23 protein-coding genes are annotated in these 24,622 nt (G+C 42.2%); 4 read left to right on the top strand and 19 right to left on the bottom strand.

Annotated features, from left to right (window positions below; translation table 11 throughout):
• Positions 1 to 279: 279 nt before the first annotated feature.
• Positions 280 to 723 carry a GatB/YqeY domain-containing protein gene (locus tag ACQKFG_RS05275; RefSeq protein WP_192205606.1) on the bottom strand — a complete coding sequence of 148 codons (444 nt, stop codon included), beginning with the start codon at positions 721 to 723 and terminating at the stop codon, positions 280 to 282.
• 14 nt (positions 724 to 737) lie between these two features.
• Entirely contained in the window at positions 738 to 911 is a 174-nt protein-coding gene (gene rpsU, locus ACQKFG_RS05270; protein WP_028391853.1) for a 30S ribosomal protein S21, read from the bottom strand.
• Between the two features lie 236 nt (positions 912 to 1,147).
• Between rpsU and ACQKFG_RS05265 the strand changes: the two genes are divergently transcribed.
• Positions 1,148 to 2,080, top strand: coding sequence for a Na/Pi symporter (locus ACQKFG_RS05265; RefSeq protein ID WP_427556850.1), 933 nt, complete (start codon positions 1,148 to 1,150; stop codon positions 2,078 to 2,080).
• 559 nt (positions 2,081 to 2,639) lie between these two features.
• On the opposite strand, the gene deoC is transcribed toward ACQKFG_RS05265, so the two are convergent.
• The 13 genes from deoC to gpr all read right to left on the bottom strand — a co-directional run bounded on the left by deoC (position 2,640) and on the right by gpr (position 17,813).
• Entirely contained in the window at positions 2,640 to 3,311 is a 672-nt protein-coding gene (gene deoC / locus ACQKFG_RS05260) for a deoxyribose-phosphate aldolase (protein ID WP_192205610.1), read from the bottom strand.
• A gap of 156 nt (positions 3,312 to 3,467) precedes the next feature.
• Positions 3,468 to 4,805: a tRNA (N(6)-L-threonylcarbamoyladenosine(37)-C(2))-methylthiotransferase MtaB gene (gene mtaB / locus ACQKFG_RS05255; protein WP_192205617.1), complete on the bottom strand. Its 1,338-nt coding sequence runs from the start codon at positions 4,803 to 4,805 to the stop codon at positions 3,468 to 3,470.
• 6 nt (positions 4,806 to 4,811) lie between these two features.
• A complete protein-coding gene (locus ACQKFG_RS05250) occupies positions 4,812 to 5,564 on the bottom strand; it encodes a 16S rRNA (uracil(1498)-N(3))-methyltransferase (RefSeq protein WP_353872236.1) in 753 nt (250 codons plus the stop codon).
• 137 nt (positions 5,565 to 5,701) lie between these two features.
• A complete protein-coding gene (gene prmA / locus ACQKFG_RS05245; protein ID WP_192205621.1) occupies positions 5,702 to 6,643 on the bottom strand; it encodes a 50S ribosomal protein L11 methyltransferase in 942 nt (313 codons plus the stop codon).
• Between the two features lie 36 nt (positions 6,644 to 6,679).
• Positions 6,680 to 7,795 carry a molecular chaperone DnaJ gene (dnaJ, locus tag ACQKFG_RS05240; protein ID WP_192205629.1) on the bottom strand — a complete coding sequence of 372 codons (1,116 nt, stop codon included), beginning with the start codon at positions 7,793 to 7,795 and terminating at the stop codon, positions 6,680 to 6,682.
• A 296-nt stretch (positions 7,796 to 8,091) separates the two neighbouring features.
• On the bottom strand, positions 8,092 to 9,924 hold the full coding sequence (dnaK, locus tag ACQKFG_RS05235) for a molecular chaperone DnaK (RefSeq protein WP_076365208.1): 1,833 nt from the start codon (positions 9,922 to 9,924) through the stop codon (positions 8,092 to 8,094).
• Positions 9,925 to 9,961: 37 nt separating this feature from the next.
• Positions 9,962 to 10,558, bottom strand: coding sequence for a nucleotide exchange factor GrpE (gene grpE, locus ACQKFG_RS05230; RefSeq protein WP_192205631.1), 597 nt, complete (start codon positions 10,556 to 10,558; stop codon positions 9,962 to 9,964).
• A gap of 99 nt (positions 10,559 to 10,657) precedes the next feature.
• Complete coding sequence (gene hrcA, locus ACQKFG_RS05225) at positions 10,658 to 11,686, bottom strand: heat-inducible transcriptional repressor HrcA (protein WP_192205639.1); 1,029 nt, start codon at positions 11,684 to 11,686, stop codon at positions 10,658 to 10,660.
• 124 nt (positions 11,687 to 11,810) lie between these two features.
• Positions 11,811 to 12,962, bottom strand: a complete 1,152-nt coding sequence (gene hemW / locus ACQKFG_RS05220; protein WP_342614174.1) for a radical SAM family heme chaperone HemW — start codon at positions 12,960 to 12,962, stop codon at positions 11,811 to 11,813.
• An 89-nt stretch (positions 12,963 to 13,051) separates the two neighbouring features.
• Positions 13,052 to 14,887: a translation elongation factor 4 gene (lepA, locus tag ACQKFG_RS05215; protein ID WP_098369760.1), complete on the bottom strand. Its 1,836-nt coding sequence runs from the start codon at positions 14,885 to 14,887 to the stop codon at positions 13,052 to 13,054.
• A 176-nt stretch (positions 14,888 to 15,063) separates the two neighbouring features.
• On the bottom strand, positions 15,064 to 15,387 hold the full coding sequence (locus tag ACQKFG_RS05210; RefSeq protein WP_098369759.1) for a YqxA family protein: 324 nt from the start codon (positions 15,385 to 15,387) through the stop codon (positions 15,064 to 15,066).
• A 21-nt stretch (positions 15,388 to 15,408) separates the two neighbouring features.
• Positions 15,409 to 16,608 (bottom strand): stage II sporulation protein P, encoded by a 1,200-nt coding sequence (gene spoIIP, locus ACQKFG_RS05205; RefSeq protein WP_342614175.1) that lies wholly within the window; start codon positions 16,606 to 16,608, stop codon positions 15,409 to 15,411.
• 86 nt (positions 16,609 to 16,694) lie between these two features.
• On the bottom strand, positions 16,695 to 17,813 hold the full coding sequence (gene gpr / locus ACQKFG_RS05200) for a GPR endopeptidase (RefSeq protein WP_192205648.1): 1,119 nt from the start codon (positions 17,811 to 17,813) through the stop codon (positions 16,695 to 16,697).
• 274 nt (positions 17,814 to 18,087) lie between these two features.
• Here gpr and rpsT point away from each other — a divergent pair, with 274 nt between their 5' ends.
• The gene (rpsT, locus tag ACQKFG_RS05195; protein WP_034308554.1) at positions 18,088 to 18,354 is read left to right on the top strand and encodes a 30S ribosomal protein S20; all 267 of its coding nucleotides are present in this window, start codon (positions 18,088 to 18,090) and stop codon (positions 18,352 to 18,354) included.
• 87 nt (positions 18,355 to 18,441) lie between these two features.
• Here rpsT and holA read toward each other — a convergent pair whose 3' ends face one another.
• Positions 18,442 to 19,455, bottom strand: a complete 1,014-nt coding sequence (gene holA, locus ACQKFG_RS05190) for a DNA polymerase III subunit delta (RefSeq protein WP_192205650.1) — start codon at positions 19,453 to 19,455, stop codon at positions 18,442 to 18,444.
• 342 nt (positions 19,456 to 19,797) lie between these two features.
• On the opposite strand from holA, the gene ACQKFG_RS05185 reads away from it, so the two are divergent.
• The gene (locus ACQKFG_RS05185; RefSeq protein ID WP_034308559.1) at positions 19,798 to 19,932 is read left to right on the top strand and encodes a YqzM family protein; all 135 of its coding nucleotides are present in this window, start codon (positions 19,798 to 19,800) and stop codon (positions 19,930 to 19,932) included.
• Positions 19,933 to 20,008: 76 nt separating this feature from the next.
• On the opposite strand, the gene ACQKFG_RS05180 is transcribed toward ACQKFG_RS05185, so the two are convergent.
• The 3 genes from ACQKFG_RS05180 to ACQKFG_RS05170 all read right to left on the bottom strand — a co-directional run bounded on the left by ACQKFG_RS05180 (position 20,009) and on the right by ACQKFG_RS05170 (position 23,614).
• Complete coding sequence (locus ACQKFG_RS05180) at positions 20,009 to 22,315, bottom strand: DNA internalization-related competence protein ComEC/Rec2 (RefSeq protein ID WP_427556838.1); 2,307 nt, start codon at positions 22,313 to 22,315, stop codon at positions 20,009 to 20,011.
• A gap of 18 nt (positions 22,316 to 22,333) precedes the next feature.
• The gene (locus ACQKFG_RS05175) at positions 22,334 to 22,894 is read right to left on the bottom strand and encodes a ComE operon protein 2 (protein ID WP_192205654.1); all 561 of its coding nucleotides are present in this window, start codon (positions 22,892 to 22,894) and stop codon (positions 22,334 to 22,336) included.
• Between the two features lie 84 nt (positions 22,895 to 22,978).
• Positions 22,979 to 23,614, bottom strand: a complete 636-nt coding sequence (locus ACQKFG_RS05170; RefSeq protein WP_342614178.1) for a helix-hairpin-helix domain-containing protein — start codon at positions 23,612 to 23,614, stop codon at positions 22,979 to 22,981.
• Between the two features lie 110 nt (positions 23,615 to 23,724).
• On the opposite strand from ACQKFG_RS05170, the gene comER reads away from it, so the two are divergent.
• Positions 23,725 to 24,555: a late competence protein ComER gene (gene comER / locus ACQKFG_RS05165; RefSeq protein ID WP_228467468.1), complete on the top strand. Its 831-nt coding sequence runs from the start codon at positions 23,725 to 23,727 to the stop codon at positions 24,553 to 24,555.
• Positions 24,556 to 24,622: the final 67 nt, after the last annotated feature.

Raw genomic sequence — 24,622 nt, 5'->3', positions numbered from 1 at the left:
ATTAAACGCGGTAAGTGCCTCATCGCTCAGGAGGAACACCTACCAGTAAATTCAGCACGCAACTAAATTCGAATAAGGAGCAAATGAAGCGACCCTTTACTCTGTTCTTTAGTTATTACGTATGTATATGAAAAAGGTTTCAAAAAAAAAGCAAATAAAATTAAAAGTGACCCCATTTTCTTGGGCTGCGTCTCAATAATATACGCTAAAAATTCATGAAATACACAAAAACCACAGGCAATTTGCCTGCGGTTAGGTTTCGAGTTTTAAGTTTAGAGTTTAAGATAGATGTTGTTGTACTAATTTGTTTACTAGAGAACCATCCGCTTTACCTTTAACTTTAGGCATTAAAGCTCCCATAACTCGCCCCATATCTGCTTTGGATGTTGCTTTGACTTCTTCAATCGTTTGTTTAACGATTTTAGAAATGTCTTCTTCTGAAAGTTGCTCAGGCATATATGCCTCTACGTATACTAGTTCGGTGCGGACTTTATCCACGAGATCTGAACGACCTGCGTTTTCAAACTCCTGGAGGGAGTCTTTGCGTTGTTTTAATTCGCGAGAGAGCACTGTCAATTCTTCATCATCTGTTAAATCTTGTCTCTGCTTCATGGCTTCGTTTTGAATAGAAGCTTTCAGCATCCGAATAACAGATAGTTTGTCCTTTTCCTTGTTCTTCATCGCTTGTTTCATATCATTATTTAAACGCTCGAGAAGACTCATCTTTCCACCCTCTCTTAGAATTTACGTTTTCTTGCAGCTTCAGACTTTTTCTTACGTTTTACGCTTGGTTTTTCATAAAATTCACGCTTCCTAGCTTCCTGAAGCGATCCTGCTTTAGATACAGTACGTTTGAAACGACGAAGAGCATCTTCAAGCGATTCGTTTTTACGAACGACGGTTTTAGACATCTCTTTCCCTCCCTCCGAAAACAACACACTAACTCAAGTTGTCAACATGTTATACATGTACTAAACAATTATAATATATCATCTTTAGCAGGTCAACTAATAAAATCAAACTTATTTTGAATATCATCATGTTATTATCATAATTTTTCACGAAACGTTGATTCAATTTGCATGAGAATCCAAATTATAGCATGTCTCCCGTCATTGGGCCATAAGCTTACTATGAGGTGACAGTCATGCATGAGCTATTTTCATTCCTTTTATTCATTGCGATATTTTTGGCAGGTATGTCGGTTTTACGAATCGGACTGTTCAATATGTCGGGTACAGCATTAAAAACCTTTCTCTCAAAGGTTACGGATAAGCCATGGAAAGGCTTCATGGCCGGAACCATCTTTACCGGGATCCTGCAGAGCAGCTCGGCGGTCATGGTCATGACGGTCGGCCTCGTTTCCGCAGGAAGCATAACGTTCCCGCAAACAATCGGGATTATTCTTGGAACGAATATCGGATCCACCTTTACAGCCGAGTTCATGACCTTCTCTCTGGATCGTTGGATCATTCCCGGTGTCGTAAGCGGCGCACTCCTTTGCTTCTTGCCGAAAGCATTACCGAGAAGCATAGGGATGTCACTGATCGGAATCTCGGCCATCTTCGCGGCGATGAGTGGTTTTAAAACGCTTTCGACACCGATTGCAGCCTACCCATCCATACAAACGCTCATCCATTACATAGAGGGCCACATGAGCTATGCCCTATTAGCCGGGATATTATTGACAGCACTCATCCACTCCAGTTCTGCAACCATCGGGATAGCCATGAGCTTTTTGATGAATGGGGAGTTATCCGTCTCTTCCGCAATCATCATCATGCTCGGATCGAATATAGGCACTTGCATCACCGGATACATGGCCAGCATCGGTTCTGGTAGACAAGCCGCCTTCACAGCTTATGCACATATTTGGCTAAACATCATCGGGGTTGCCGCATTCCTGCCTTTTGTGGACATCTTGGAAAGGACGGCTGCCCTTTTCACCGAAAACAAAGGGACACAGCTGGCCCATGCCAGTGTCATTTTCAATATCTTGACTTCTTTGGCCGTCTTGCCATTAGCAAGGCAATTCTCCAACCTCATTCTTTTGGTGCATCGGCCACACTTAAAAAAATAAGGAGCTGTCCAAAAGTCATTGGAGACTTTTGGACAGCTTCGCGGGAAGGATGGATATCACATGTAGCTGCACCAGATATAAATGGATGAATGATTACTGATTACTGGGGGTTTTTCAATAAGCTCAAACCACTCGATATAACGGCAGCTGAAATCAAAATCATCAAACCTTTATTAGAGAAAGATGTTAGATAATAAACAGATACTGCCACTATATTGAAGTGTCATATACTCAAAATTTCACCACTCATATAAAGTAGTGTTAATGATAAAAGAAAATTAAAAACCTTTTTCATTTCCTTCCCCCTGTTGCATTTATATAAGCAATTTTACTTCCTGTTTGATTCCCCTTAATATTTATTAAATCCACAATAAGTTTTTTTTGAATTCATGGGTTCAAAAAATGATACGGGTCCTCTTTTTTATGGGCATGGGATATCACCAGTTCAATTACAATCCGATTTTTTTATGGAAGTAATAAAAAAAAGGCGGAGAAAAATAAAATATTTTTCTCCGCCTTTTTTATTTTCGGGGACTTATTATACGGTCCCTTTTTAAAATCAATAATCGGAATCAGCCGTTAAGCCCTTTACGATGGAGACACCTGCACTCGCTCCAATTCTTGTTGCACCAGCTTCAATCACTTTCTGGGCATCGCTCGTGTTGCGGACTCCGCCTGAAGCTTTGACACCGATATCCGGGCCAACCGTTTTTCTCATAAGCGTGATATCTTCAACAGTCGCTCCGCCGGTAGAAAAACCAGTTGATGTTTTCACATAATCCGTTCCTGCCTTTACGGCCAATTCACATGCACGGACCTTTTCTTCATCAGTCAATAAAGAAGTTTCAATGATCACCTTTGAAAGAGCCTTACCAGTGGATGCGGCTACAACAGCACGAATATCCCGCTCCACCAACTCATCATCCTTGTCCTTCAATGCGCCGATATTGATTACCATATCGACTTCGTGAGCGCCATTGGAGATGGCGTCTTTCGTTTCAAAAGCTTTGGTTTCCGGTGTGGTTGCACCTAGAGGGAAGCCGATGACCGTACAAACTTTCACTTCTGAACCTTCCAAAAGTTCGCTTGCATATTTCACCCAAGTCGGGTTTACGCATACGGAAGCAAAGTTATACTCTCTCGCTTCTTCGCATAATACCTTTATTTGCTCTTTGGTTGCATCTGCTTTTAATAACGTGTGGTCAATTATACCTGCTACATTTTGTGACATTAATAAATCCTCCTCAAAAACAATCTGTAACTAGTTGTACGTACCTCTAATGATACCATAGTTTTTCCACTTTGACGATATATATAGTCTTTACCCGAAAGTGCCAAGAAAACACATCAAAATGAGGATAAAAAAAGACAGCGATTAACCGCTGTCTTAGATATTGGATGCTTGTTGCAACGGAAAATCCTTCACTACCGTCACGAACTGACCTTCACTAGATGGATAGCCAGACTTTGTAATCTTCACTTTGACGATTTCACCGACCATATCATCTGAAGCCGGAAAGATGATTTTCATGTAATTATCGGAGTAGCCTTCATAAAGGCCACTTTCCAACTTCGTTTCAGGAATGACTTCCAGAACTTCACCCTCGAATCGGGAGGCATACTCTTTTGCCAGCTGATCCGACAACGCGATAAGGCGGTGGACGCGTTCATTTTTGATATCTTCATCCACTTGATCTTCCATACGGGCAGCTGGAGTCCCTGTCCGTTTTGAATAAGGGAAAACATGAAGTTCGGAGAATTTATATTTTTCTATAAAGTTATATGTCTCCATGAATTCTTCTTCGGTTTCACCCGGGAAACCTACGATGACATCAGAGGTAACAGCAAGACCCGGAAGTGCAATTTTCAACTTTTCGATTCGATCACCGAAGAAATCCATCGTATATTTACGTCTCATCCGTTTTAGAACTGTATCGGAACCCGATTGGATTGGTATATGCAAATGACGTACCACTTTTTTGGAATTCGTCAGCACTTCAATGATTTCATCTGTAATTTGGCTGGCTTCAATGGAGGAAATACGGATACGCTTCAGCCCATCGACTTTTTCCAAGTCCTGCAGCAGCATCGCCAAATTATAGTCTTTTAAATCGTCTCCGTAACCGCCAGTATGAATTCCGGTGAGGACTAGCTCTTTATAGCCTGCCTCGACAAGCTGTTCAGCTTGGTGAATGACTTCTTTTGGGTCGCGGGAACGCATCAAGCCACGGGCCCAAGGGATGATGCAGAAAGTGCAGAAATTATTGCAACCTTCCTGGATCTTAAGTGAAGCGCGTGTACGGTCTGTAAAAGCAGGTACATCCAATTCTTCGTAGACACGGTTTTTCATGATATTTCCTACAGCATTGATTGGTTCACGTTCCACCTTGAATTGCTCAATGTAATCAAGGAGTTTAACCCTGTCTTGTGTTCCTACAACAATATCCACACCTGGTATGGCCATGATTTCTGCCGGCGATGTCTGTGCATAACATCCCGTTACCGCTATGACGGCATTCGGGTTCTTACGAATGGCACGACGGATGACCTGACGGCTTTTCTTATCGCCAGTGTTTGTCACCGTGCATGTGTTGATGACATATACATCCGATGCATTTTCAAACTCAACACGATCATATCCCCCAGTTTTGAATAATTGCCATATAGCCTCTGTTTCATAATGATTCACTTTACAGCCTAATGTATGGAAAGCGACCGTTGCCATTTTTCATCACCTCAAAAGTTCTACATGATAAGAAACAGCGGAAAGTGCATATAAAGGTGCTGTTTCAGTTCTTAATATTCTTGGTCCAAGACCGCAAGCCATAAAACCGGCATCGGTCAGTTTTTCAATTTCCTTATCTGCTAAACCACCTTCAGGCCCAAATACGAATAGGATGGATTGCCCAGCGGTTAAATCTTTCAAGACAGAAGCGAGTACAGAAGCTTCCCCCCGTTTCGCCTCTTCTTCAAAAGCGATTAATTTATGATCGAAACCGGAAGCATAACCAGCAAGCTGATCTGCCGTCATCGGTTCCTTGATGGCAGGGATAACCGTTCGGTGGGATTGCTCAGCCGCCTCTTTTGAAATCTTCTGGAGTCTCTCCAATTTCTTACCTACCTTTTTGTGGTCCCATTTTACCACCGAACGAGCAGCAATAAAAGGGATAAATTCAACGGCACCCAGTTCAGTACCCTTTTGAACGACATATTCCAATTTATCCCCTTTAGGCAGACCGCTCGCTATCACAACCCTTACAGGAAGTTCCTTTTCTTCATTCTTCCATTCGGTAACTGTCCCTATAACAGCAACATCAGTAATTTCCGAAATTTCCGCGATAGCCGTCATACCATTACCTTTCACCGTGATGATCCGTTCTCCTGGTCCCATTCTCATCACCCTGGCTATATGGTGAAAATCATCGCCTGATATCTTCACCGTGTTTCCATTGATGTCTACTTCGTTAAGAAAATACCGTTGCACACTGCCACCTACTTCGTCTAGTCTAAAAAACTCACAGGCTAACAGTCAGGAATCCGGAATGCAAGCCGTGCAAAGATTCAAGCTAAAAAAAGGTACTCTGACTATCAAAAAACCCGATAATCAGAGTAACTTTTCAATTAATCATTTCTTTTCGCGATTATTGCCACCCAATCTTCCATCAAGATCGTTTCCTCAACGGTGAATCCGGATGCTATAATCGCTTCCTTCACATCTTGTTTCTTAGTTTGAATGATTCCGGAAGCGATGAAATATCCGCCAGGTTTAACCACTTTCGCTACATCATCTGTAAAACGCATGATCACTTCGGCAAGAATATTAGCCACGACGATATCCGCTTGTTCCTTCACACCATCCAGTAAATTGCCTTGTGAGACAGACACTTTATCCTGCACTTTATTTAGTTCCACGTTTTGTTTGGCTGACTGTACTGCCACTTCATCCAAATCAAGGGACTGGATTCGTTTTGCGTCCAATAATGCAGCTGCTATACTCAGAACACCAGAACCAGTTCCTACATCAACGACTAAATCCCCAGGCTGCACTGTACGCTCCAGCGCTTGGATGCACATGACCGTCGTCGGGTGTGTACCCGTTCCGAAGGCCATGCCCGGATCAAGTTCAATGATCAATTCGTCACTGCTTACTGGAGTGTAGTCTTCCCATGTTGGCACGATGGTAAAACGTTCGGATATCTTGACAGGGTTATAATATTTTTTCCAAGCCGTCGCCCACTCTTCTTCATTCACTTCACTAATTGAAACAACATTCTTCCCAAGGTCTATATCAAAAAGAAGGAGATTATTGATTGATTCCTTAATAGCATCAATGGTATCGCCAAGGAAGCTGTTAACAGGCAGATAAGCCTTAATGACTACACCTTCATTCGGATAATCATCTGGGTTTAAGTGGTAGATTTCGCCAAAAACATTTTCTCGTTCCTTGACTAATTCTAGAGGATCCTCAATGACAACACCACTTGCACCTGCCTCATGAAGAATATTCGAAACAGGTTCAACCGCTTCATTCGTTGTTTGGATTGCAAATTCAGACCACTTCATAATCTACCAACTCCCAATTTGTTCTTTTACTTTTATTCACCTATCTTTAAAAGCACGCTTTACTTTTGAGAAAAATCCATCATCTTGTTCATCAATGCCTTGTCCGCTGATATCACTGAACTCACGAAGCAGGTCCTTTTGTTTTTCCGTTAATTTCTTAGGCGTGACCACTAATACGACCACATGCTGATCTCCTTGGCCATATCCTCTGACATTCGGAACCCCTTTTCCTTTTAAACGGAAACGAGTGCTTGTTTGTGTACCTGCAGGAATCTTCAGCTTCACTTTTCCATGAAGCGTCGGAACTTCTATTTCATCCCCTAATGCTGCCTGGGCAAAAGTAACCGGCATTTCGCAATAAATATCATCGCCATCCCGCTCAAAGAATTCATGGCTGCGCACATGAAAGACTACATATAGGTCTCCTGCCGGACCGCCATTGATTCCTGGCTCTCCTTGGCCGGTTACACGCAACTGCTGGCCATCATCAATGCCTGCTGGCACCTTGACTTGGATCTTTTTACGTTTTTGGACTTTTCCGTCACCGCCGCATGTTGAACATTTATTAGGAATGATTTTTCCTGTTCCTTGACAATGGTGACATGCTCTCCGGTTCACAATCCTTCCGAACGCTGTGTTTTGTTCAACATTCAATTGACCGGTTCCATGGCAATGTGAACAGTTTTCCACTTTTGTACCTGGTTTGGCACCGGATCCTTTACAAGTATCACAATTCTCTTCACGCGGAATTTCGATCTCAGTATCTTTTCCGAATGCAGCTTCTTCAAAAGAAAGCGTCATCGTATACTGTAAATCCGCCCCTTGACGCGGTGCATTAGGATCTCTCCTGCGTCCGCCGCCGCCAAAAAAACTACTGAAAATATCTTCAAAACCGCCGAAACCGCCAAAGTCCTGACCGCCAAAGCCTTGATTTGGATCTGTGTGTCCGAATTGGTCATAATGGGCCTTTTTCTGTTCGTCACTCAATACTTCGTAAGCTTCCTTGATTTCCTTGAATTTATCCGCAGCATCGTCCGCTTTATTAATATCAGGGTGATATTGTTTGGAGAGCTTTCGATACGCTTTTTTGATTTCATCCTTCGAAGCACTCTTCGAAAGGCCTAACACCTCATAATAATCGCGTTTACTCATATCTAAAATCCACTCCCGATTCGATTCACATAAAGGTAATATTATCACTGAACGAAGATAATAATCAACTAGAAAAGTGCAAACGGCTTTAATACATTTTTGCAAATGGTATTGCCAGTGCCGATTTGCACACATTTCCCTCTAAAATCCAACGATTCCCCAACAGTGATTGTAGCACTTCAATAATTCCATTCACTGTAAAAAAAGCCAAAGTCAAGAAAACCTGACTTTGACTTTTTTTACAATGGCAGGCAGAAATACTGCCCAATATATCAGTGTCCCGATTGGGCCACTCTTTATTTTTTCTCTTCTTCGTTAACTTCCGTGTATTCAGCATCCACCACATTATCGTCTTTAGCAGACTCGCCAGCACCGGCTTCGCCAGCTTGCTGAGCTTTTGCCGCTTCTTCATAAAGCTTCATTGTCAAAGCTTGAACGATTTCGTTAAGCGCATCTTTTTTCACGCGGATTTCTTCAAGCTCATTTTTCTCGATTGCAGCTTTCAGTTCATCCTTCGCTTCATTCGCTTTTGTTACTTCCGCTTCGTCCACTTTACCTTCTAGATCTTTAAGTGTTTTTTCCGTTTGGAAAACTAATTGATCAGCTTCGTTACGAAGTTCGACTTCTTCTTTACGTTGTTTGTCGCTATCGGCATTTTCTTCCGCTTCACGTACCATGCGTTCGATCTCTTCATCAGAAAGTCCTGAAGATGATTTGATCGTGATCGCTTGTTCTTTGTTCGTGCCAAGATCTTTCGCACGAACGTTCACGATACCGTTTTTATCGATATCGAATGTCACTTCAACTTGTGGAATTCCACGAGGTGCCGGTGGAATGTCACTCAATTGGAAACGACCAAGAGTTTTATTATCCGCTGACATTGGACGCTCACCTTGAAGGACATGGATATCAACTGCCGTTTGATTATCAGCAGCTGTCGAGAATACTTGTGATTTACTTGTCGGAATCGTAGTATTACGGTCAATCAATTTCGTGAATACTCCGCCCATCGTTTCAATTCCAAGTGAAAGTGGTGTCACATCAAGAAGGACAACGTCTTTAACATCCCCTGTCAATACGCCACCTTGAATTGCAGCACCCATAGCCACTACTTCATCAGGGTTTACACCTTTGCTTGGTTCTTGACCGATTTCCTTTTTGATCGCTTCAACAACCGCAGGAATACGTGTGGATCCACCAACAAGGATTACTTTGTCGATTTCAGATGCTGAAAGACCAGCATCTTTCAATGCTTGACGAGTTGGTCCCATAGTGCGTTCCACAAGACCTGTAGAAAGCTCATCGAATTTAGCTCTAGTCATCGTTACATCCAAGTGAAGCGGGCCAGCTTCCCCAGCAGTGATGAACGGTAAAGAAATTTGAGTTGACGTTACGCCGGAAAGATCTTTTTTCGCTTTTTCAGCTGCATCTTTCAAACGTTGAACCGCCATTTTATCTTTTGAAAGGTCGATTCCGTTTTCTTTCTTGAATGCTTCAACTAAGTAATCGATGATGACTTGGTCGAAATCATCCCCACCTAGGCGGTTGTCACCAGCAGTGGACTTAACTTCGAAAACGCCGTCCCCAAGTTCCATGATTGAAACGTCAAATGTACCGCCGCCAAGGTCGAATACAAGGATCGTTTGATCTTCTTCCGTTTTATCCAAACCGTATGCAAGTGCTGCAGCTGTCGGTTCGTTGATGATGCGTTCCACTTCAAGGCCGGCAATTTGACCAGCATCCTTAGTTGCTTGACGTTCTGCATCATTGAAGTAAGCAGGTACAGTGATAACCGCTTTAGTAACTTTTTCGCCAAGGTACTCTTCAGCATATGATTTCAAGTATTGAAGGATGATTGCAGAAACTTCTTGAGGTGAGTATTCTTTTCCTTCAATGACTTCTTTATGGTCGGTACCCATATGGCGTTTAATGGAAATGATCGTGTTAGGGTTTGTAATCGCTTGGCGTTTCGCCACTTCCCCTACTTGCCTTTCTCCATTTTTGAATGCCACTACGGATGGAGTTGTACGGTTTCCTTCTGGATTCGGGATTACTTTTGGTTCCCCGCCTTCAAGTACAGATACACAAGAGTTTGTTGTACCTAAGTCAATACCAATAATCTTGCTCATAGTTTCACTACCTCCCAATTATTTATATGTAAAAATCCTATTCGTTCACTTTTACCATTGCAGGTCGAATCACGCGGTCTTTAAGAATGTATCCTTTTTGGAATTCCTCGACGACGATGTTCGAACCGAAGTTTTCATCTTGAACTTGCATGACCGCTTGATGCAGACGCGGATCGAACTCTTCGCCAACCGAACTGATCGGTTCGATGCCTTCTTTAGTCAATGCATCAATAATTGCTTTATAGACCATTTCCATGCCAGATAGCAAGGATTTTGTCTGTTCATTATCCGCTTCGATTTTTGTAGCTCTTTCAAAATTATCAAGAGCCTCCACCAAATCACTAGCAATACTTTGAACTCTATATTTTTGGGCCGCCTCCATATCAAGCTTGGCACGGCGTCTTGAATTATCAAAATCGGCCTGCAGACGAAGGTAACGGTTATCCATTTCTTCGATTTTCGCCTCAAGTTCGGCAATCTTTTCATGAGCCAATTGAAGTTCATCTTTTTCAACCGGAGTTCCCTCATGGTTTTCTTCCGCCGGAATTTCTTCTTCAGCGAAAACTGCTTCTGGAGCGCTTTCCTCGATTGTTTCATTTTCCAATGTTTGTTCTTCGTTTTTATTTTCTGTCACAATCTCACCTCCCTAAAAGGGTTATACAATTTATGCTAAAGTAATATGCCAGGCCGCGGAATATACTCCTCCGCCACCTTAACAATATTACCTTTGCTACTATTTTTGATACAGTCTTGTCATCAGGGCCGTTAAATCTTTCGAGAAAAACGAAAGCAAACTGATCACTCTCGAGTATTCCATTCTCGTTGGACCCAATATGGCCAATGTGCCAACTTGCTCCTGCCCGATTGAATAGGTTGCCGTAATCAAACTGCAGTCATCAAGCACTGTGTTTTGATTTTCACGGCCGATCTTGACGTGGATGCCCGATGGATTTTGAGTAATAAGTTCATAAAATCCCTGTTCCTGCTCAATCATCGATAAAAGCGTGCTTACTTTAGCAATATCATGGAACTCCGGCTGCCTCAGCATATTCGTTTTCCCGCCGAAAAATATTTTTTCGGGCTTTGTGTCCGTCAAGGTCTCCGCAAGGATCGAGACCATCGATCCATAGTTATGAATGTGGCGGCTCAATAGAACTGCAACTTCCTTATAGATCTTATCCTTTAAATCAACCAACGGAACATCGACCAAACGGGAATTCAATATGTTCACCATCTTTTCAATTTCGTTTATATCTAAAGAAGGCGGTAAGGAAATCATTCGATTTTCCACATGACCTGTATCCGTAATAATGATGGCTATTGCCGTTTCAGGACTTAAAGGAATGATCTGGATTTTTTTCAGCTTATGCTCATTCACTTTTGGCCCGAGTACAATCGCCGTATAATTCGTCAGTTCCGAAAGTATTTTCGCTGACTTCTGAACGATCTTTTCCAATTCATAAATTCGTTCTACAAAGACGGATTTTAATATCTTCATTTCATTCTTTTTCGGAGCTTGAGGAGAAAGTAAATGATCCACATAATATCTATACCCTTTTTCAGAAGGGATCCTACCGGAAGAAGTATGGGTTTTTTCTAAAAATCCCATTTCTTCTAGATCAGACATTTCGTTGCGAATTGTGGCAGAGCTGAACGTAATTTCATCTTTCTTCGACAAGCTTCGCGACCCGACTGGCTGGGCAGAATGGATGAAATCCTCGATTATCACTTGTAGAATCAATAATTGACGATCAGTTAGCATGTATGATCACCTCTGTTAGCACTCTGTCTCATCGAGTGCTAATATACTAATAAATTATCAAATGAAGCTTATGATGTCAACAATGAAAACCGCTAATTCATCGTTAAAATTACATAGATTTCCTTCAGTCGGAATCAATAACGCCTAAAAATGATTGGAACACTTCATTTCCCAGCAGTTTGCCGCGCTCAGTCAAGTGCACAAACCCGTCTTCCACCTTTAGCAGACCCTTTACCGCCCCTTCTTCGAGCGGTTTCTTGAAAATCTCCGTCATTTCAACAAAAAATTTATTCTTAAAGATTTCCAATGAAACTCCTTCCGTTTTCCGGAGCCCCAAAAACATCTCCTCTTCCATCCGTTCATGAAGCGGTACCGGGTGTTCTTCCAGCACAGGGAGCTCGTTCGCCAGCAATGGCGTCATATATTTCTTCACAGGCCCATGATTGGCCACCCTTTTACCTCCAGTATAGCCATGTGCACCTGCACCAATCCCATAATACTCCACATTATTCCAATATGTCAGGTTGTGCCTGCTTTCAAATCCAGCTCGGGCAAAATTACTGATTTCATATTGATGCAGACCATGCTTCTCCATCTCTTCCATCAGCCTCTCATACATCGAAGCCTCGAGCTCCTGCGGCGGCAGGTTTAATTTCCCCCTCCGCATCTGATTATAAAAAACCGTCTTCGGCTCAACGATCAATGAGTAGCTGGAATAGTGCGGCAATCGAAGGGCAATCGCTTTATCCAGCGTATCCTTGAAATCTTCCATCGTTTGGCCCGGCAACCCATAAATCAAGTCGATGCTTATATTCGTAAAGCCAACCTCTTGGGCCAAATGAATCGTTTCATATACTTCAGAGGCCCGGTGGGTCCGGCCAATTCGTTTTAATAATTCATCATTGAAGCTTTGCACTCCAAAGCTAAGCCTATTGACCCCCGAATCATAAAGTATCTCGAGTTTTTCCCTCGAAAGATCCCCTGGATTGGCTTCGAATGTATATTCAGCCTTTTCGGGATCAAAGGGCAGGGTTTCATTGATTGCTTCACATAAGAATGCAAGCTGCTTTTCATCTAGAGAGGTCGGTGTCCCTCCACCGACGAAAACTGTCTCCAAACCTGCAGTCGGGTATTTGGAAAGCTGCATCACCATTTCCCTTTTCATCATCTGTAAATATTCGTCGACCGGCTGTCCCTGCAAAAATACTTTATTGAAATCACAATAATGACAAATATGTTCACAAAATGGTATATGGAGGTAGGCGCTTTTGATCATTGTGTTCACAACCTTTTAATCGAATGAGTCGATAGAAAAAGAGGCTAGATCTCCTCTACCCTCTTTTTTCTATCTATCGTTTATTTTATTTATTTTTTTGGTGTCGTATCATCCATTTTCAAAACAGCCATGAAAGCTTCTTGCGGAACTTCAACTGAACCTACTTGTTTCATCCGCTTTTTACCTTCTTTCTGTTTTTCGAGCAACTTACGTTTACGGGAAATATCGCCGCCGTAACATTTAGCCAATACGTTTTTGCGCATTGCACTAATAGAAGAACGGGCGATGATTTTTTGCCCGATCGCCGCTTGGATCGGCACTTCAAATTGTTGTCTTGGAATTAGCTTCTTCAATTTTTCAACAATGACCTTCCCGCGTTCATAAGCAAAGTCCTTATGAACAATGAAACTTAAAGCATCGACAGTTTCAGAATTCAATAAGATATCCATCTTCACTAGCTTGGACGGTTTGTAGCCGATCAACTCATAATCGAACGAAGCATAGCCTCTTGTATTGGATTTCAATTGATCGAAGAAATCATACACGATTTCCGATAATGGAATTTCGTAATGAATGCTCACACGAGTCTCATCTATATATTCCATATCAATGAAGTTACCGCGTTTATTTTGACAGATTTCCATGATCGTCCCAACAAACTCCGTCGGTGCCATCATCGTTGCTTTGACATATGGCTCCTCGACCCGTTCGATCTTTTGAGCATCAGGCATATTAGATGGGTTATCCACTTTTAGGACCGTTCCGTCTGTTTGGACCACATCATAAATAACACTAGGTGCAGTGGTGATCAGATCGATTTTGAATTCACGTTCAATCCGTTCCTGGATAATTTCCATATGAAGGAGTCCAAGGAATCCGCAACGGAAACCGAAGCCCAACGCTTGCGATGATTCCGCTTCGAACTGAAGCGCTGAATCGTTCAATTCCAATTTTTCCAATGCATCCCGTAAATCATTGAATTTCGATGCGTCAATCGGGTATAAACCGCAATATACCATAGGATTCATCTTCCTGTAACCCGGCAATGGTTCTGTCGCGCTATTCACGGCACTTGTAATCGTATCACCAACAGTCGTATCACCAACGTTTTTAATGGATGCCGTAAGGAAACCTACATCACCGACGTTCAGTTCATCCAACAGCTGGGTCTTAGGGTTGAAGACACCCAATTCGGTAACATCGAATTCTTTGCCAGTTGACATCATTTTGATTTTGTCGCCCACTTTAACGGAACCCTCGACAACACGGATATAGGCAACTACACCGCGGTACGCATCAAACAGTGAATCGAAAATAAGCGCCTTGAAAGGTGCATCGGGATCACCTTGTGGAGCTGGAACCAATTCAACGACCTGTTCCAAAATCTCCTCGATTCCGATTCCTGCTTTAGCCGAAGCCAAGACTGCATCGGAAGCATCCAATCCGATCACTTCCTCGATTTCTCCACGCACCCGTTCCGGATCTGCACTCGGCAAATCAATTTTATTGATGACCGGAATGATTTCAAGGTTGTTGTCCAAAGCTAAATACACGTTTGCAAGCGTTTGGGCCTCAATTCCTTGTGCCGCATCGACAACAAGGACAGCGCCTTCACACGCTGCAAGGCTTCGTGACACTTCATACGTAAAATCGACATGTCCCGGTGTATCAATAAGATGGAAGATATATTCTTCTCCATCTTTCGCGTTATATTTCAATTGAATCGCATTCAATTTAATCGTAATTCCGCGCTCACGCTCTAAATCCATGGAATCCAACAGTTGACTCTTCATTTCACGCTGAGTCATGGCGTTCGTTTTTTCAATGATACGATCCGCCAATGTAGATTTACCATGATCAATATGAGCGATGATGGAAAAGTTACGAATTTTTGATTGTCTTTTTAATTTTTCTTCTCTATTCATGACGTTCACTCCCACTAGTCGACACAATACACTATTTTTTATTATATCAATAGAAAATGCAAGATTCAACAGAATAGTTACAAAAGAAGCATCATTGCAGGGCAAAGGATAAAAAAAGGCTGCATTCCGGATTCGGATGCAGCCTTTTGGCAGGGCACACTCAACTTATTACATACCTAAATCATATCAATTAGTGCTTGAAAGGCACCTGATATGGACTCTCCCAGCGTTTTGCCGATCGATGAAAAAAAGTTGAAGGCTTTCATTTCTTCAAGTTTTTCTTTTTTCGTCTCCAAATCATGACTTGTTACTTTTTCGCCAAGGATATCCGCTTCCATCTCCCCTTGGTCCGATTGGTTAATCATGAATGCACTATTCAAAGAGGGATCTTCATACCCCTTCATTTTTTTCATCCCGTCGTTCGCTTGCTGCATCCCAATCAGAACACCTAAAAATAATACGAGCACGATCCCTGTACATTTCAACCAAAATCGAACCATGATAAGAGAACTCCTTTCAAATCACTTCGCTTCCGAATCCCCGGTCGGGTTATCCACTGCTTTGGCATCCCAGTAAAATTCACTGAAAACATCGGTAAAGGCATCAACGGTCAAGTACATTTCTTCGAAAGTATTATCAACACCGCCAACTTCAATGAGCATGGCATTGCCTGTTAAATCTTGATTATATATACCATTATGGCTAGATCCGCCTTGTTTCATAACCCCTCGTGAAATACCTGGGTATTTTTTCTCCAGTGCTTTATGAAGCTTATTGGCAAGCGCGGCATTTTTTTCATAGTTCGGGTTATTACCCCCGATCACGAAAGCGATTTTGGCATATTCTTTACCTTTAATCGTAATTGTCGTATCTTTTTTCCTCTTTGAATCGCGGTGAATATCGATCAGATATTCTAAATCTTTATTATTGGCCAATGCCGTCTGAACAGACCTTCGGGATTCTTGATAGGATTTGGTAAAATTCAAGCCCTTATTATTCAGATTTCCCATGATATCCGTTTTATCGAGCGAGGAACCAATCCCCTTATCGGCCAGATCTTCAACCATCCGTTCACCGAGTTTCGTAATATTGATTTTAGAATGGTAGGCCAGGTCCGGATTTGTCACGCCTTTTAAATATGGAAGATATGACTCCCGATTATGACTATGGTAAATCTCGACCACTTTCCGTCCATTGGTCGTTTGTTTCGGCTGATTGGCCGCTCCTTTTTCGGGTTCTTCAATCTCATCCAGGTTTTGCAGGGATGCATCCCTTTCTTCATTCAGGACGTCTACTGGCGGCGAAGATTCATATGGCATATTCGTATAGTTCGTTCCTTCCCCAGCAACGAGGATTTCATTATCAAAAATCGAAAAGCCTGGCAGCTCCCTTCCGAGTAAACTTCGCGGGTCCTCGAGTGAAATGTTTGTCGAGACTTTTATCAATTGATTCGTGATCACTGATTCCCGCTTCCCTTCCGGCAGGGCATTAAAAAGATAATGGTTTTCATTGGCCAGCATCGAGAACAGCATTTTTCCCGAGAATTGGTTGGCTACAGTATGTACGGAATTAGAAGATATCCGATACTCCGGTCTTAGGGAGGTCATGACCCCACTGACTGAAAAAACAAAAAGAAGCAAGGCGAGAATACCTAGAAAAGTTTTTATTATTGTTGATCCGTGAACGGCTGTTATGATTCCTGGGGAATTTCTTCTTTTCATCCTTCCACCCTCTCTATAGCTTGTCTATTAATACCTATGACTTTGCTAGAAAGGGTAGAACACCATTTTTGGGCACTGAAAGTGATTTAACGTGTGTAGTAGCCGGCATTATCCTGATTTATTGAATGATGCAAGGCTGCATTTAAACCATTGGCTATCAAATTGGCCATATCCTCAATGAAAACATCGACTTCTTTCGGTGTAACCATTAAATTTTGACCAAGAGGTGACAGCACTTCATAAATCAATTTCCGTTTCTCTTCATCAGGGAGTACACCTATCATTCCCAAGAAGGTTTGGCGCTCCTTTTCACCTGGCATATCCTCTTCGGTCAACTTCGTTCGCTTCCCGAAACTGAATCCAGCTGGTGCCAACGATCGTGATGGTCTGTCCCCTTCATTCAGTTCCTTGCCAAAGTGCTTCAAAATATAATCTATCGTATCGCTGGCAATTGATACGGCATCCACGACGGTAGGTATTCCAATTGCTATAACAGGAACTCCCAGTGTATCCTGGCTCAATTCCTTTCGTTTATTTCCAACACCAGACCCTGGATGGATGCCTGTATCCGTAATTTGAATCGTGGAATTCACCCGTTCGATCGAACGGGCAGCCAATGCGTCAACGACGATCAGGAAATCAGGTTTACTTTTTTCGATGACTCCTTTAATGATGTCACTCGTCTCGATTCCCGTAATCCCCATCACACCGGGGGAAATCGCACTGACCGGCCGATAGCCTTCCTTGACGGACTCCGGCTGCAATTCGAACAAATGCCTTGTGACTACAAGGTTCTCAACGACTGCTGGTCCCAGAGCATCGGGAGTAACATTCCAATTACCAAGACCGACAACCAAACAGCTGCTTTCTTTGGTGATCTTATTCCGTTTCAAGAAGTAAGCCAGTTCGTTGGCGAACACCTTTTCCACCCGTTGCTGCGTTTCCGTATCCTGCTGGCGGATGCCCTGCACTTCGATGGTCAAATAACTGCCCTGTTTCTTACCGATTTCCTTTTCCCCCTCAGCCGTGACCTCGACCAAGGATACCTTCAGATCATCCACTTCTTTTTCCTTGATAATGACCCCTTCGATACGGGATACATCAACTTCCTCTACAACACCTTTATGTTCAAGGGCAATTTCCTTTGCTTCTATCGCCAAATCTGTACGAATTCCGTATTCTCTAAGGTCCAAATTATTTTCCATAACGGCCTCCTGATGTTTGAATTGTATCGAATCTAGTATTTTCAATAGTCTCTCTTAAACATTCTGTCATTTTTGCTTTTTTATTATTCATTTTTTTGGTACAATGAGTGATGACGAGATGAATTTATTCCCGAAATTATAATTCCTTTTCGATTCTCAGTCTGAAGTATTGCATATTTATGAGCAGTCTGATAGAATATCACTTGTGCTATTTGATATGGATTTGAAAAGTCGAGTTCATATAATCTCGATTTCTTTGTAGGAGGTGAACGGAATGCCAAACATTAAATCTGCTATTAAACGTGTGAAAATTAACGACAAAAAACGCGTTCATAACATTACTGTTAGATCAACTATGCGTACTACAGTGAAAAACGCTGAAGTTGCATTAGCTGGTGAAAACGTTGAAGCTGCTAAAGAAGCTCTTTTAACAGCTGCTGTGAAATTAGACAAAGCTGCATCTAAAGGATTAATCCATAAAAATGCGGCAGCCCGTAAAAAATCTCGTTTAGCGAAAAGACTTAACGCTCTTAACGCATAATGACAAAAAATAAACGATCCAATCGGATCGTTTTTTTTGTGCCGTTTTTTCATAAAAAAGGCGACAGGATATCTGCCACCTATTTTATCATCTAATTTTTAAAAGCAGCAGCTCAAGCGTGATTGCCTTATCCGCTTGGCCGGTCTTCATTTTATAATCCGCTTCCGCTAAGTCGTTCATGATGCTCAACAGCTCGCGTTCCTGGAATTTCCCCGTCTTTTCAAGTGCCAGCTTTACCCGGTAAGGGTGCACCTTCAGTTGACCAGCAATTTTTTGCTGGCTATAACCTTGACGGGAAAGCTCCTTCACTTGATACATGAGCCTGACCTGGCCTGCAATGACACTCAAGATCTTGATGGGTTCTTCATTCTGCCTGAGAAGATCGTGCAGAATCGTCATGGCACTCTCCATCTTTCGCTGTAACACATGATCAACAAGCGTGAAGATATTCTGTTCAAGGGATTTAGCAACCAGCTTTTCCACTATCTCGACCGTTATATGTTTATCAGCTTCTGCATAAAGCACCATTTTATCCAGTTCATTCGTCAGCATCATCAGATTCGTTCCTGCAAGTTCAAGTAAAAGCTCTGTAGCCTGCTCATCTATTTGGACTGAAGAAGTTTCGACCCTCTCCTTCACCCACCCCTTTAATTCATGATCACCAAGCTTCTTCGCTTCAACGAGAACCGCCTTACGCTTAAGCTCCTTGGTGATTTTTTTCCGTTCATCCAGTTTCTCATAAGGTGCGGTCAATACAACAATAGAATAAGGGACCGGGTCAGCCAAATACGCTTCCAGTCTTTTTACATTATGTTCAACTCTTGACTTCGTTTTTTCAGCTGTCAAAAAAAATGGGTTTTGCATGAAAACAAGGCGCCTTTCCCCGATAAACGGGAGGGTTTCGACATCTTCAAGCGCAGTTTCAACAGGCGTCTCTTCTAAATCAAATTGAGCAAAGTTAAAATCCATCTCATCTTCGTGAAGGATATTCTCGATCAATAGCTGCTTTGTTTCATTAATTAGATAGGCTTCTGTTCCATATAACAAGTATACTGGAGCGAATTGCCCTTTTTTTATACTTTTCCAAACGTCTAATACCAATAGAATCCGCCTCTTTACTATGTATTCTTCTCTAATGGTATAGGTGGATGGACCATTTGACAAGCTATAAAGGGAACTAACCCTTAAAAAGGGCTAGTTCCGGATCTATATGAACACTTTCAAGAAAGGCCCGGGTAATCTTTCTTGAAAGCGGGTAGTGTATTCATGTAGAACAAAAAATGAGCTTTTCACTTTCGCTTGCTTTGTTTGTACTTATATTTTGACCTCAAAAATCTAAACTATTTGTGTCAACTCTTGTCAGTAAAGGAAATGAAGAATGAAGCCTGTAGATTTTTTTTTGGTAATGTTTTATACTATTAGCAGAAATAGGAGGGGTAAATAATGAACGAATTCGAAAAGAATGTTCAGTCAAAAACAGATGACGTCGCTGATTCCGCTATAGGATTCATCGGTTCTTTTGTATTTTTCGCTGCCATGTTCACCATAGCTGTCGTCATTAAAGCTGTCGGATCCTGATTTCTTTAACTACATGCACTTATTTTTCCTGATGGAGGCTGCCGCTGCAGTCTCTTTCTTTTTGATTTTCTACATACTATGGGAGTATCTTCCGAAAGGTTCCACTGCTTTTGTAATACTTGTAAATAATAGAACCATCCTCGTCTGTCCTGAACACCTTTATGCCATTTTTCTCAAGATTCGCAATTACGTCTCCATGAGGGTGACCGTAGCGATTATCTTTTCCAACTGAAATAAGCGCCGCTTTCGCCTGTATCTGTTCAAGGAAGGCCGCGGAAGAAGAAGTTTTACTGCCATGGTGTCCAACCTTCAAGATATCCGCCTGCAACTGCGGAAATGTGCTCAATAATTCCCTTTCCCCTTCTTCTCCCATATCACCGGTTAATAACCAGGACAATCCCCCAAGCTCCGTGAATAGAACTATGGATGAATCATTCTTATTTTCCTCTTTCTTATATGGACTGAGAACAGCAAACGGCGCTCCTCCTCCCAACCAATTGTCCCCCCTTCTCAGTTCAGTCATTTTCAATTTTTTATCTCTTGCCACCGATACAAAATCCATATCCCCATATTGCTCTTCACTCCAGCCTCCAATGATGATCTCCCCAACTTTAAAATTTTCAATCAATTCTTTTGCACTTCCCATATGATCTGCATCCGGATGGGTTAAAATGAGTTTGTCCAATTGGTGGATTCCCTTACTTTTCAATAATGGAATGATGATATCATCCGCGGTGTTGAACTTCTTTCGCTTTTTTGCCCACGTGTCGATTGGAAATGTAATTTGCCCACCCGTATCGATCAAATAATTGCCGCGATTGAACGGCAGGATAATTAAAATGGAGTCACCTTGTCCAACGTCGATGATCTGCACTTCACCAAAAGGAGAGAACCTTTGTAAATTATATTGAAAAAGCAAAAGGACAATCATTATTCCGCACCAGATTTTACTTTTTTCAAAAGATATATCCCAAGTCAGGTATAACCCTAAAAGGGAAATAACAAGTAATACCATCATGATGAAAGATGGTTTTCCAAACGGAATGGAAGCCAGCGGCAAATCCGATGCTGCATCCGCAACTTTATTGCAGAGTACGAATGTGAAATTCAATAATGATATGAGGGGTTCCCCCAAGAGAGGCAGCAATAAATGAATAAGGAGGGAAATCAGCGAAAGCGGCAGCAATATGATGGAATAAAGCGGAACATACAATACGTTTAGAAACACGCCAAGAAAGGATACTTCAAAAAAGTGAAAAAGTAAAATCGGAAGGGCTGCCAATTGGCAGATGGAACTGATGATGAATAGCTGCGTTGTTTTCTTAGGATATTGTAAGAAAATGCTTGAAGACATGATAATGGAGAAAGTGACTGCGAATGAAAGCTGAAAACCTATATCATAGATCATATTAGGCCGAAAAAACAATAATGCCATATAAGTCAATCCGATTGCGGCACCCGCAGAGAGTCGTTTCTTGAATAACAGGAGCAGAAAGAAAAGCATAGCCATTAAACAGGACCTCACCACAGATGGACTTGCACCTGATAGTAACATGTAAACCGGAAGGAAGATTAAGATGGCCACCATCATTCTTTCCCGTGTAATCCCAACCCTGATGCCGAAGTAAAATAACATCCCCGTTAAAAAACTGACATGGAGACCGGAAATCGCAAGTAAATGAACTAGCCCCAATCGCTGGTAATTAGTAAGGTCGTCTTCATCTATATATGTCTGGTCGCCGAATATGAGAGCTGTGACAAAACCGCTTGATTCTTCTGGAAAGTGTTCCATAATATACGTAATTCCCTTCAGGCGCAAATTACGAATCGAAACCGGAATCGAGTTTTCAGCCTTTTTACATTCTTCAAAGGAAATGGAATCCGCTTTTAATATCCAATGGATGCCTTGGCGAAAAAGATAACGTTGGTAATCGAAACTGTTTTCATTCCTGTTTTTGTCGGGAATTTGCAATGTCCCTCCAGCCGGACATGATAAACCGATGCGCAGAAACCGACTCAGCTTTTCCTGTTCCAATTCGGTTGTGATTTTATAACGAAGCACTAGCCGTTCACCTTTCTCACCGCGCACGAATCCTTTTAACGAATTTCCATCTATATTCGGTTGGTCGGTAAATGTGATGATGAATCGGCTTTCCGTACCATGATAGGCAGTTTTGTTTAGGTGATCGGAGAAGGAGGCAGCCCCTAAAAATATCCCCATGATCACCAAATGAAAACATAGGGCCTTCACGCTTAACCCCACCGAAAAATAAAGGAAGCAGAGAAAAATAAGGATAATGATCAGCAGCCTTACATTTAAAAAAGAATGGGCCATAACACCAAATGTAGCCGAAACGGCTAGTAAGACAAGGTATCTAGCCATGCCTGCCCCCCGTCCTATTTAATTTTCAAATATTTGATTGGCCTGCTTTTCCAACTCCATTAAATCTTCTTTTGTCAGGTCTGTTCGTTCAAGCTGAGCCAGCAAGGAGAATACAAAGTCCTTTTTTTGTTTTCCATTAACATCGATGGCCCCTTTTGCTTCAACTTTCTCGGTCTTGACACCAGCCTGTTTGAATAATTCCAGGGCATATGGATGATTTTTGTAATCCTCCGCATAATAAACAGCCTTTATGCCAGCTTGGATGAGTGATTTACAGCACTGAAGACATGGAAAATGCGTTACATATATTTCTGCCCCATCAGTGGGCACCCCAAATTTCGCACATTGTAAAAGTGCATTCATTTCTGCATGTATCGTTCTGACACAATGATTATCAATTACATAACAGCCGTCATCAATACAATGCGTCCCTCCCGCAATGGACCCATTATATCCCCCCGCAATGATTCGGTTGTCCCTGACGATGGTTGCCCCTACAGTGAGGCGTGTACATGTGCTTCTTAAAGCTAATAAATGGCTTTGCGCCATGAAATATTGATCCCAACTAATTCTGTTCATGTTCTATCCCTATCCCCTTACCGCTAGAATGATTTTCTTCAATTTTACCCTCTTCCTGGCCATTTGTGTAGCATATTCAATCATTCATTTAACCGAAATGGAATCCCGTAACCTTTCAAACGTTTTATCGCCGATTCCCGTTACCTTCTTCAAGTCATCGACCTCCTTGAATTTCCCTACCGTTTCCCTGTATTCCAGGATCGCATTCGCTTTTGATGGTCCAATTCCCGTCAAGGTTTCCAATTCTTCCTGTGTAGCTGTATTCAAGTTCACCAGTCCTCCTGATGTCCTCCCAGAGACGGCATCACCAGACGGTCCGACTTGCATATTCTCCAACTTCCCCTCGTCTTCTTCACCTATTTCCGGAACATAAATGACCATTTGATCTTCAACGATTTGAGCAAAATTCACTTTATCTTTATCAGCCATGTCCGTAAAACTCCCCGCAGCCGAAATCAAATCGATCACCCGGTCACCTGCCTGTGCAGTGAATAGGCCTGGGGACTTGACCGCTCCTTTAACGTCCACTTTAATGATCTCAGGTTCGGCAGGCGTTTCCTCTTCACTTTGTTTAATTTCAGCATCTTTTGCAGTAATGGCAAAGATATCTTCCGTATCAGCCGGATCCTCCCCTTGTTGCAAAAAAAAGTAAATGCCTGCTGCCACAAATGCCACGGCAACAGTTACCATCATCAATTTCCGTTTAAAAATCGCTTCCATTTCTTTACCTCCTTGTTGGATTTCGCACGATACATTGTCATAGGACAGATTAAAAATACATAGTGTTTCTAGGAGAATCAATCGCTTTAAGTGAGAGGAGTTGATCGGAATTGAAGAAAATCGGTGTTATCGGAACCGGAAATATGGGAACCATTTTAATCGAGGCATGGCTGGAGGCAAAAATATTGAATCCGGCGGATCTAATCATTACAAATCGCACGCTTTCCAAAGCATTGGTACTGAAAGAAAAACACCCTGGTATCAAGGTTGCGGAAAGCGCAGCCGAAATCGTCCAACAAGCTGACTTTATCTTTCTCTGTGTAAAACCATTGCAAATTAACAGCCTATTACAGGAAATCAAACATCATATAAAAAGGGATCAGCTGGTTATTTCCATCACAAGCCCGCTTTCAGTCTCCCAGCTTGAATCCGCCGTGAACGCCCCTTGTGCCCGTTTTATCCCGAGCATAACGAACCGTGTGGGTTCAGGGGTATCGTTACTGAGCTTCAGCAAGAGCTGCAGTAAGGAAAAAGTGTCAGCTTTATTTGATTTGGCCTCTGCCATATCGGCACCGGTCATCATTGAAAACGATATCACCCGGGTAGCTTCCGATATCGTCAGCTGCGGTCCTGCCTTTTTCAGCTATTTAGCACAAGCTTTTATTGACGCGGCTTGCCAAACGACGAAGATAGATAAAGAAACGGCTACGACTTTGACTGAGAATATGCTGGTTGGCTTAGGGGAACTGCTCGGTAAAGGGGTTTATACATTGCCGACCTTACAGGAAAAGGTTTGTGTAAAGGGTGGAATAACAGGTGAGGGGATCAAGGTTTTAGAAGCGGAAACCGGGGAAATGTTCCATCATCTTTTTCAAGCGACACATGAAAAGTTTGCAGAGGATCTTCACGAAGTTGAAAAGCAGTTCGGCCATCCTTATTAATATTCGCAATCAATATCTTTAACTCCTTCTAAAAGTATAAAAAAGAAGAGGTCAGACCTCCGCTCGT

Origin of the sequence: Peribacillus sp. NPDC076916, assembly GCF_050269675.1 — a bacterium.
GTDB classification, from domain to species: Bacteria; Bacillota; Bacilli; order Bacillales; family DSM-1321; genus Peribacillus; species Peribacillus aracenensis.
Note: the sequence above shows the minus strand (reverse complement) of the source record. Positions and strands in the feature narration are given on the sequence as shown.